Below are 8,936 nucleotides of genomic sequence, written 5' to 3' on the forward strand. Positions count from 1 at the left end.
CACCTCCTCTTCAACATGTCCTACTATTACTCGTTAATTTCTTTCACTTCAACCAAGTGGCTCACTTTATTAATCATACCACGGATCGCAGGATTGTCATTGTGGACAATCGTTTGTTCACGTTTGGTGAAGCCGAGTGTCCGCAGGGTAACACGTTGGGATTCCGGACGTCCGATCATGCTACCTGTAAAGGTAATCGCTAGTTTCTTTGCCACGGTGATCCCTCCTATCCTAACAACTCTTCTACTGTTTTTCCACGCAATTTAGCAACATCTTGAGGGCGTTTTAGTCCTGCAAGACCTGCGAGGGTTGCGCGAACCATGTTAATTGGGTTATTGGAACCCGTAGACTTTGTGAGGATATCTCCCACACCAGCTACGGCTAGTACGTCACGAACTGGACCACCCGCGATTACACCAGTACCTTTGGAAGCTGGTTTTAGAATAACGCTACCAGCGCCAAAGCGACCAATGATATCGTGAGGAATGGTGCTACCTTGCAATGGAATAGAGATCAGATTCTTTTTTGCATCATCTACACCTTTGCGGATCGCTTCTGGTACTTCAGCAGCTTTACCGATGCCGACACCAACACGTCCTTTGCCATCACCCACTACTACGAGTGCGCTAAAGCTAAAACGACGTCCACCCTTAACAACTTTGGATACGCGGTTAATGTTAACCACTTTTTCCACAAACTCGGATTGAACTGCATCCTTTTTGCGTGGTCTGTCTTGTCTGCTCAAAAGTCTAGACCTCCTTTCCTAGCTCCTTCAGCCAGTGCTTGCACACGTCCATGATAGATGTAACCACCACGGTCGAATACAACAGATTTATAACCCTTCTCGATTGCACGTTTTGCGATCAATTCACCTACAGCATGTGCAGCATCAACGGTAGTTCCTTTTCCTTCGAAATCTTTATCTAAGGAAGATGCTGCGATCACTGTTACGCCAGTTTGATCATCAATCAACTGGGCGTAGATGTTTTTCGATGAACGGAAAACATTAAGGCGAGGACGCACAGCCGTGCCAAAAACTCTTTTACGTACGCGTAAATGACGTTTCTTACGACCTTTATTGCGCTCCGGCTTTTGAATCACGGTCTAGTTCACTCCCTTCAACTAGCAAATTTATTACTTACCAGTTTTACCTTCTTTACGACGAACCACTTCATCGCTGTACTTGATCCCTTTACCTTTGTACGGTTCAGGTTCACGTTTCGAGCGAATGTTTGCCGCCATTTCTCCAACCACTTGCTTGTCAATCCCTTTGACGATCACTTGTGTTTGAGAAGGAACGTCGAACTCGATTCCTGCTAAAGGCTCAACCTCTACTGGATGAGAGTAGCCAACGTTTAGTACAACGTTGTTGCCTTTTTTAGAAGCACGATAACCAACACCTACGAGTTCCAAGGTTTTTGTGAATCCGTTCGCCACACCTTCAACCATGTTCGCAAGCAAGCTACGAGTTGTACCATGAAGCGCACGGTGTGTACGGTGGTCACTAGGACGGTTTACTGTTAGTTGATTATCCTCAACGGTGATCGTGATGTCTGGATTGAATTCGCGTGTAAGGGTTCCTTTTGGACCTTTTACAGTCACAACGTTACCCTCTTGCTTGAATTCCACACCCGCTGGAATCACAATCGGTTTTTTACCAATACGAGACATTCGAAGTCACCTCCGATCTTCTATAAGAAAATTACCAGATGTATGCAAGAACTTCGCCACCAACGTTTTGTTGACGAGCTTCTTTATCAGTCATTACACCTTTGTTGGTAGAAATAATTGCAATCCCGAGTCCACGAAGAACGCGTGGGATCTCAGTAGATTTTGCGTATACACGCAATCCTGGTTTCGAGATACGTTTTAGACCAGAAATAACTTTTTCGTTACTTGAGCCATATTTCAAGAAAATACGTAACACGCCTTGTTTCGAATCCTCAACGTACTCAGCGTCGCGGATGAAACCTTCACGCTTCAAGATCTCAGCAATCTCACGTTTCATGCGAGAAGCAGGAACTTCCAAGCTTTCATGGCGAACCATGTTTGCGTTACGAATACGTGTTAACATATCTGCAATTGGATCTGTCATCACCATTGTGAGAACCCTCCTTCCTCAAACAATTACCAGCTAGCTTTTTTCACGCCGGGAATCTGCCCTTTGTAGGCCAGTTCACGGAAGCAAATACGACAGAGACGGAACTTACGGTATACAGAATGCGGACGACCACAGCGCTCACAGCGAGTATAGCCTTGAACTTTAAACTTTGGCGTACGTTGATTCTTCACGATCATCGACTTCTTGGCCAACGGATTCCCTCCTTTAGCATTAGGATTTCTACTTACGGAATGGCATACCCATAGCAGTAAGTAGTTCACGAGCTTCTTCGTCAGACTTAGCAGTCGTAACAATGACTACGTCCATCCCACGAACTTTATCAACTTTATCATAAGAGATCTCTGGAAAGATCAACTGTTCTTTCAAACCGAGCGTGTAGTTACCGCGTCCATCAAACGATTTTGCGGAAACACCGCGAAAATCACGAACACGTGGTAGCGCAACGTTTACCAATCTATCTAAGAAGTGGTACATACGCTCACCGCGTAAGGTTACTTTCACACCAATTGGCATACCTTCACGGAGTTTGAAACCAGCAATGGATTTTTTCGCTTTGGTGATAACTGGTTTTTGACCAGCAATCAAGGTAAGGTCTTCCACTGCATTGTCCAATACTTTAGAGTTTTGAACGGCTTCACCAACACCCATGTTGATTACAACTTTTTCGACTTTAGGTAGCTGCATTACAGATTTGTAACCAAACTTTTTCTGCAGCGACGGAGCTACCTCATTCAAATAAAGTTCTTTTAAGCGAGCCATCTGGGTACCTCCTTTCATGCGAAGAATTACTTATCTAGAATTTCACCTGATTTTTTTGCATAACGAACTTTCTTTTGTTCGCCGTTCTTGCCATCAACGAATTTATAACCAATGCGTGTTGGTTGTTTCGTTTTCGGGTCTTCGATCATCAAGTTAGAAACATGAATAGGTGCTTCTTTCTCAATAATGCCACCTTGAGGGTTCGCCTGTGTTGGACGGCTATGGCGTTTTACCATGTTTACGCCTTCCACAACCACACGACCTTCTTTAGCAAGAACCTTGATTACACGACCTTTAGTGAATACTTTTTTACCAGCTGCATCGAAAGTTGGAGCTTCTTTCCCACGCATAACCAGTACAGTATCACCTTTTTTGATGTGCATTTTTGCGCTCACAATCGGCACCTCCTTCATTCAGAAGTCATATATTTGATCCGATCAATTAGAGAACTTCTGGCGCTAGGGAGATGATCTTCATGAAATCACGATCACGAAGTTCGCGAGCCACTGGTCCGAAAATACGGGTACCACGTGGGCTCTTATCTTCCTTGATCACAACTGCGGCATTTTCATCAAAGCGAATATAGGAGCCATCTGGACGACGTACAGGACGTTTCGTACGCACGACTACACATCTCACTACATCACCTTTCTTGACAACGCCACCGGGTGTTGCTTGTTTCACGGATGCAACGACGAGATCGCCGATCCCAGCAGTGGCTTTATTAGAACCACCCAACACACGGATGACCATTACTTCCTTCGCGCCGGAATTATCTGCTACACGAAGACGAGATAGGTTTTGAAGCATGAGTTTCCCTCCTTCCCGCTACTCTTTACGTGTCAATCATTAGATGATAACCGCTTCTTCTACGATTTCCACCAAGCGCCAACGTTTGTCCTTAGACAACGGACGAGTTTCCATGATTTTCACGAGATCTCCAGCTTTTGCTGTGTTCTCTTCATCATGAGCTTTAAATTTCTTGGTAAATTTAACACGCTTTCCATATTTGGAGTCACGTTTGTAGGTTTCTACAGAAACGACGATGGTTTTATCCATTTTATCGCTTACCACTTTGCCGATTCGAACTTTACGGCGTGTTGTGCGTTCGCTCATCCCTGTGTCCTCCTTTCGATTCCTAGTTCGCGCTCACGGAGAGCCGTTTTGCAACGAGCAATGTCCTTGCGAACTTGGCCCAAACGACTTGGGTTTTCCAATTGTCCAGTAGCGGACTGGAAACGAAGGTTGAACAGTTCTTCTTTGAACTCAGCAAGCTTTTGCTCGATTTCGGCGGTGGTCAACTCTAATAGCTCTTTCGCTTTCATTCGTTACCCCCCGCTTCACGTTTCACAAATTTCGTTTTAATTGGTAGTTTCATCGCAGCTAGGCGCATAGCTTCACGAGCTACATCTTCAGGTACACCAGCAACTTCGAACATGATTTTCCCAGGTTTTACAACCGCTACCCATTTTTCCGGGGAACCTTTACCGCTACCCATCCGTACCTCTAGAGGCTTTTGAGTAACTGGCTTATCTGGGAAGATCTTGATCCAAACTTGCCCACCACGCTTCATATAACGAGTCATCGCACGACGCGCTGCCTCAATCTGGCGGTTAGTGATCCAAGATGGCTCAAGAGCTTGCAAACCATATTCGCCGAATGCTACTTCCGTACCGCCTTTTGCTTTACCGCGCATCTTACCACGGTGTGGGCGACGATATTTTACGCGTTTTGGTAATAGCATCGCTTATTTGCCTCCTTCCACTTCTCCCTTTGGAGTGTTTTTTGTTGGGAGAACTTCACCACGATAGATCCAAACTTTAACCCCGATTTTACCGTAAGTCGTATCTGCTTCAGCAAAACCGTAGTCAATGTCAGCACGTAGTGTATGGAGTGGTACAGTACCTTCGCTATAACCTTCGCTACGAGCGATATCTGCTCCACCCAAACGACCGCTTACTAGGGTACGAACACCTTTCGCACCAACACGTAGTGTACGACCGATTGATTGTTTCATAGCACGACGGAATGAAACACGACGCTCTAATTGTTGAGCAATACTTTCAGCAACTAGATTTGCATCAAGCTCAGGGTGTTTAATTTCGTGAATGTTAATGTGTACTTTTTTGCCTGTTAGTTTCACAAGAGCATTACGAAGTGCGTCTACTTCTGTACCGCCTTTACCAATTACCATACCTGGTTTCGCGGTATGAACAGTGATGTTCACACGATTCGCTGCACGTTCGATTTCTACTTTAGAAACGGCTGCATCTTTCAGACGCTTTTTCACAAAGTCACGAATTTTTAAGTCTTCATGAAGTAGATCTGCGAAGTCTTTTCCGCCGAACCATTTGGATTCCCAGTCACGAATGACACCGACGCGAAGTCCAATTGGATTCACCTTTTGACCCATAGCTTATCCCTCCTTATTTAGAGATTATTTTTCTTTTACAACCACAGTAATGTGGCTTGAACGTTTGTTAATTCGGCTTGCACGGCCCATTGCACGAGGCATGTAGCGTTTCAACGTTGGCCCTTCATCAACGAAAGCTGTTTCTACAACGAGGTTGTTTGCATCCATGTTGTAGTTATGCTCTGCATTCGCAACAGCAGACTTTAACACCTTCTCGATGACCGGCGAGGCAGCACGGTGGGTAAACTGAAGGACTGCGAAAGCCTCTTCTACAGACTTACCGCGAATCAAATCAATTACCAAACGAACTTTACGTGGTGCAATTCGAATGTTACGCGCAATCGCTTTTGCTTGCATGCGTTGACCTCCTCTCTCGCGAATCGATCATCTACCGACGTTTCGTCTTCTTATCATCGTTACCATGACCTTTGTAGGTACGGGTTGGGGCAAACTCACCAAGTTTATGACCAACCATATCTTCCGTTACGTATACAGGAACATGTTTGCGTCCATCGTGAACTGCAATGGTATGACCAACGAAGTCTGGGAAGATGGTAGAACGACGAGACCAAGTTTTGACAATACGCTTTTCGCCTTTTTCGTTCAGCTCAACCACTTTCTTGATTAAGTGATCATCTGCAAAGGGTCCTTTTTTCAGGCTGCGGCCCATAGCTGAAACCTCCCTTCGAGTGAGGCTAGATAATAGTTTTTATTACTTCTTGCGACGACGTACGATGTACTTGTCAGACGCTTTGTTTTTCTTACGAGTCTTATAACCAAGAGTTGGTTTACCCCAAGGAGTAACAGGAGACTTACGACCGATTGGTGCACGTCCCTCACCACCACCGTGTGGGTGATCTACAGGGTTCATTACAGATCCACGTACAGTTGGGCGTTTACCTAACCAACGAGAACGACCTGCTTTCCCGATGTTGATCAATTCATGATCCAAGTTACCGACTTGACCGATTGTCGCGCGGCACTCAAGAAGAATCATGCGAGTTTCACCGGATACAAGACGAATGATTGCATAGCGACCTTCTTTACCAAGAAGCTGTGCACTAGTACCTGCAGCACGTACAAGTTGTCCACCACGGCCTGGTTTTAGCTCGATGTTATGGATCACTGTACCTACTGGGATGTTGCGAAGTGGAAGAGCGTTACCTGGCTTGATGTCTGATTCAGGACCGGAGATAATCTCTTGCCCTACTTTCAGACCGTTCGGAGCTAGGATGTAACGTTTTTCACCATCAACGTAATGAATGAGTGCGATGTTCGCAGAGCGGTTTGGATCGTATTCGACCGTTGCCACTTTTCCTACGATACCATCTTTATTACGTTTAAAGTCGATCACACGGTATTTACGTTTATGGCCACCGCCTTGGTGACGTACCGTAATTTTACCTTGGTTGTTACGACCTGCTTTCTTATTTAGAGGTTGTAATAGCGACTTCTCAGGAGTGCTAGTAGTAATCTCTTCAAAAGTAGAGCTGGTCATATGACGACGTGATGGAGTCGTTGGTCTGTATTGTTTAATACCCACTTCGATTTCCCTCCTTTTTTAATCAAATGTGTAATTAAGCTTGGAAGATTTCAATCGCTTTGCTACCTTCAGCAAGTGTAACGATTGCTTTCTTACGTTCTGGCGTCCGACCTGTATAACGACCATGACGCTTTTGTTTTCCTAGAAGACGATGTGTATTCACAGAAGCTACTTTTACGCCGAAAATACTTTCAACCGCTTTTTTCACTTCTACTTTGTTCGCACGTACGTCTACTTCGAAAACGTATTTACCTTGTTCCATCATCTCAGTAGAAGCTTCTGTTACTACTGGGCGACGGATGATATCGCGTGGATCCTTCACTGGCCAAACACCTCCTCAACACGATTTACAGCACCACGAGTGAAAATCACTTTATCATGGTAGAGGACGTCGAGCACGTTAACACCATCAGCTACGATCAATTTCACACCTGGAATGTTACGTGCAGCAAGAGCTGCTTTCTCCTCTAAATCGTCTAATACGATCAAAGTCTTTTTCGCCATGCCAAGATTTTTTAGCACTTGTACTAGCTCGCGAGTTTTCGCAGCTTCAAGAGCTAACGCATCTAGCACTACTACTTCGTTATCCAATACTTTGGAAGAAAGAGCAGACTTGATCGCTAGACGACGTACTTTCTTTGGCAATTTGTAAGCATAGCTACGTGGAACCGGTCCAAAGACTGTACCACCGCCAACCCATTGTGGGGAGCGAATGCTTCCTTGACGAGCATTACCAGTACCTTTTTGTTTGTATGGCTTACGACCACCACCACGAACTTCAGAACGTCCTTTTACCGCATGGGTACCACGACGCTGGGATGCTTGTTGCATAACAACTGCATCATGTAGTACGTGTTGGTTTGGAGTGATTCCGAACACCGCATCCGCTAGTTCGATCTCGCCCACTTCCTTACCATGCACATCTAATACAGTCAATTTAGGCATGTTATGTCCTCCTTTCTTTGCTCAGTTATACGCTTTTCTTAACAGATGATTTAACAATTACATAACCATTCTTAGGACCTGGAATACTACCTTTTACCAAGATCAGGTTCTTTTCAGCGTCTACACGTACAACCTCAAGGTTTTGTGTCGTAATACGCTCATGACCCATTTGACCTGGTAGAGTTTGCCCTTTGAATACACGGTTAGGAGCAACCGCACCCAAAGAACCGGGTCCACGGTGATAACGAGAACCGTGACTCATTGGTCCACGAGATTGATTATGACGTTTGATCGCACCTGCGAAGCCCTTACCTTTGGATGTTCCAACTACGTCTACAAATTCACCAGCAGCGAATAAGTCGGCTTTTAGAACACTTCCAAGCTCGTAGCTTGCAACGTCAACCCCACGAATTTCTTTTACGAAATGTTGTGGTGCCACACCTGCTTTTTTTGCATGTCCAATCTCAGGACGAGTAGCACGATGTTCTTTCTTTTCTTTGAGACCGATTTGGATTGCTTCATAGCCATCCGTACCGATTTCTTTCTTTTGAAGAACGACACATGGCCCTGCTTCAACAACCGTTACAGTCGCAACTGTACCATCTTCATTGAATACTTGAGTCATGCCGATCTTTTTACCAAGAATACCTTTCACGCCGTACACCTCCTACCCTATCGAAGTTAAGTATTACAATTTAATTTCGATGTCAACACCCGATGGAAGATCTAATCTCATCAGTGCATCTACGGTTTGTTGCGTAGGATTCACGATGTCGATCAGACGCTTATGAGTGCGCATTTCGAACTGCTCACGGGAATCTTTATATTTATGAACCGCCCGCAAGATCGTATAAACAGATTTCTCTGTTGGAAGCGGAATCGGACCTGACACGCTAGCGCCCGTACGCTTTGCAGTATCAACGATTTTCACCGCTGATTGATCTAGGACACGGTGGTCATAGGCTTTCAGCCGAATGCGAATCTTTTGTTTTGCCATTTGTAACCCTCCTTCGCTCATTTTTCTTAAATGAACTTCTCCGCAGAAATTTCTCCCGACCTAGGCCATGGCAAAGGGGCCGGGTGTGTCGGCAACCTTCTGCTTCATCGCTGTTCATGACCAACATTCGCTATTATATAGAAAATATAAAACAGAT

At 45.1% G+C, this 8,936-nt stretch carries 20 protein-coding genes; all 20 read right to left on the reverse strand.

From position 1 onward, the window contains the following. Nucleotides 1-26: 26 nt before the first annotated feature. From rpmD to rpsJ, 20 genes are read right to left on the reverse strand one after another with little or no spacing between them, the layout of a single operon-like run. Nucleotides 27-215 carry a 50S ribosomal protein L30 gene (gene rpmD / locus BLU58_RS09325; protein ID WP_093291960.1) on the reverse strand — a complete coding sequence of 63 codons (189 nt, stop codon included), beginning with the start codon at nucleotides 213-215 and terminating at the stop codon, nucleotides 27-29. Nucleotides 216-226: 11 nt separating this feature from the next. After that, the gene (gene rpsE, locus BLU58_RS09330; RefSeq protein WP_093292052.1) at nucleotides 227-694 is read right to left on the reverse strand and encodes a 30S ribosomal protein S5; all 468 of its coding nucleotides are present in this window, start codon (nucleotides 692-694) and stop codon (nucleotides 227-229) included. Between the two features lie 47 nt (nucleotides 695-741). Further along, nucleotides 742-1,101, reverse strand: coding sequence for a 50S ribosomal protein L18 (gene rplR / locus BLU58_RS09335; protein ID WP_072332777.1), 360 nt, complete (start codon nucleotides 1,099-1,101; stop codon nucleotides 742-744). 33 nt (nucleotides 1,102-1,134) lie between these two features. Continuing rightward, complete coding sequence (gene rplF, locus BLU58_RS09340; protein ID WP_093291961.1) at nucleotides 1,135-1,671, reverse strand: 50S ribosomal protein L6; 537 nt, start codon at nucleotides 1,669-1,671, stop codon at nucleotides 1,135-1,137. Between the two features lie 31 nt (nucleotides 1,672-1,702). Further along, nucleotides 1,703-2,101 (reverse strand): 30S ribosomal protein S8, encoded by a 399-nt coding sequence (gene rpsH, locus BLU58_RS09345; RefSeq protein ID WP_072332783.1) that lies wholly within the window; start codon nucleotides 2,099-2,101, stop codon nucleotides 1,703-1,705. A 26-nt stretch (nucleotides 2,102-2,127) separates the two neighbouring features. Continuing rightward, on the reverse strand, nucleotides 2,128-2,313 hold the full coding sequence (locus BLU58_RS09350) for a type Z 30S ribosomal protein S14 (RefSeq protein WP_072332786.1): 186 nt from the start codon (nucleotides 2,311-2,313) through the stop codon (nucleotides 2,128-2,130). Between the two features lie 28 nt (nucleotides 2,314-2,341). Beyond that, nucleotides 2,342-2,881: a 50S ribosomal protein L5 gene (gene rplE / locus BLU58_RS09355; RefSeq protein WP_072332789.1), complete on the reverse strand. Its 540-nt coding sequence runs from the start codon at nucleotides 2,879-2,881 to the stop codon at nucleotides 2,342-2,344. A 26-nt stretch (nucleotides 2,882-2,907) separates the two neighbouring features. After that, nucleotides 2,908-3,264: a 50S ribosomal protein L24 gene (gene rplX / locus BLU58_RS09360; RefSeq protein ID WP_093292053.1), complete on the reverse strand. Its 357-nt coding sequence runs from the start codon at nucleotides 3,262-3,264 to the stop codon at nucleotides 2,908-2,910. 58 nt (nucleotides 3,265-3,322) lie between these two features. Next, nucleotides 3,323-3,691: a 50S ribosomal protein L14 gene (rplN, locus tag BLU58_RS09365; RefSeq protein ID WP_072332792.1), complete on the reverse strand. Its 369-nt coding sequence runs from the start codon at nucleotides 3,689-3,691 to the stop codon at nucleotides 3,323-3,325. Between the two features lie 39 nt (nucleotides 3,692-3,730). Continuing rightward, complete coding sequence (rpsQ, locus tag BLU58_RS09370; RefSeq protein WP_093291962.1) at nucleotides 3,731-3,997, reverse strand: 30S ribosomal protein S17; 267 nt, start codon at nucleotides 3,995-3,997, stop codon at nucleotides 3,731-3,733. Continuing rightward, nucleotides 3,994-4,206, reverse strand: coding sequence for a 50S ribosomal protein L29 (gene rpmC / locus BLU58_RS09375; RefSeq protein ID WP_093291963.1), 213 nt, complete (start codon nucleotides 4,204-4,206; stop codon nucleotides 3,994-3,996). The genes rpsQ and rpmC overlap by 4 nt, the downstream gene beginning before the upstream one ends. Continuing rightward, nucleotides 4,203-4,625 (reverse strand): 50S ribosomal protein L16, encoded by a 423-nt coding sequence (gene rplP / locus BLU58_RS09380; protein ID WP_072332801.1) that lies wholly within the window; start codon nucleotides 4,623-4,625, stop codon nucleotides 4,203-4,205. Before rplP ends, rpmC begins: the two co-directional genes overlap by 4 nt. A 3-nt stretch (nucleotides 4,626-4,628) precedes the next feature. Next, nucleotides 4,629-5,294, reverse strand: coding sequence for a 30S ribosomal protein S3 (rpsC, locus tag BLU58_RS09385; RefSeq protein WP_093291964.1), 666 nt, complete (start codon nucleotides 5,292-5,294; stop codon nucleotides 4,629-4,631). A 24-nt stretch (nucleotides 5,295-5,318) separates the two neighbouring features. After that, nucleotides 5,319-5,651, reverse strand: coding sequence for a 50S ribosomal protein L22 (rplV, locus tag BLU58_RS09390; protein WP_072332806.1), 333 nt, complete (start codon nucleotides 5,649-5,651; stop codon nucleotides 5,319-5,321). A gap of 31 nt (nucleotides 5,652-5,682) precedes the next feature. Then, nucleotides 5,683-5,964, reverse strand: a complete 282-nt coding sequence (gene rpsS, locus BLU58_RS09395; RefSeq protein WP_072332809.1) for a 30S ribosomal protein S19 — start codon at nucleotides 5,962-5,964, stop codon at nucleotides 5,683-5,685. Between the two features lie 42 nt (nucleotides 5,965-6,006). Continuing rightward, nucleotides 6,007-6,837: a 50S ribosomal protein L2 gene (rplB, locus tag BLU58_RS09400; protein ID WP_072332812.1), complete on the reverse strand. Its 831-nt coding sequence runs from the start codon at nucleotides 6,835-6,837 to the stop codon at nucleotides 6,007-6,009. Between the two features lie 34 nt (nucleotides 6,838-6,871). Then, nucleotides 6,872-7,159, reverse strand: coding sequence for a 50S ribosomal protein L23 (rplW, locus tag BLU58_RS09405; RefSeq protein WP_093291965.1), 288 nt, complete (start codon nucleotides 7,157-7,159; stop codon nucleotides 6,872-6,874). Next, nucleotides 7,156-7,782, reverse strand: a complete 627-nt coding sequence (gene rplD, locus BLU58_RS09410; RefSeq protein ID WP_093291966.1) for a 50S ribosomal protein L4 — start codon at nucleotides 7,780-7,782, stop codon at nucleotides 7,156-7,158. The genes rplW and rplD overlap by 4 nt, the downstream gene beginning before the upstream one ends. A 25-nt stretch (nucleotides 7,783-7,807) precedes the next feature. Then, nucleotides 7,808-8,437: a 50S ribosomal protein L3 gene (gene rplC, locus BLU58_RS09415; protein ID WP_093291967.1), complete on the reverse strand. Its 630-nt coding sequence runs from the start codon at nucleotides 8,435-8,437 to the stop codon at nucleotides 7,808-7,810. A 33-nt stretch (nucleotides 8,438-8,470) separates the two neighbouring features. Next, nucleotides 8,471-8,779, reverse strand: coding sequence for a 30S ribosomal protein S10 (gene rpsJ, locus BLU58_RS09420; RefSeq protein ID WP_093291968.1), 309 nt, complete (start codon nucleotides 8,777-8,779; stop codon nucleotides 8,471-8,473). Between the last annotated feature and the right edge of the window lie 157 nt (nucleotides 8,780-8,936).

The sequence above is a fragment of the Thermoactinomyces sp. DSM 45892 genome (genome assembly GCF_900107305.1).
In the GTDB taxonomy this organism is placed as follows: Bacteria; Bacillota; Bacilli; order Thermoactinomycetales; family Thermoactinomycetaceae; genus Baia.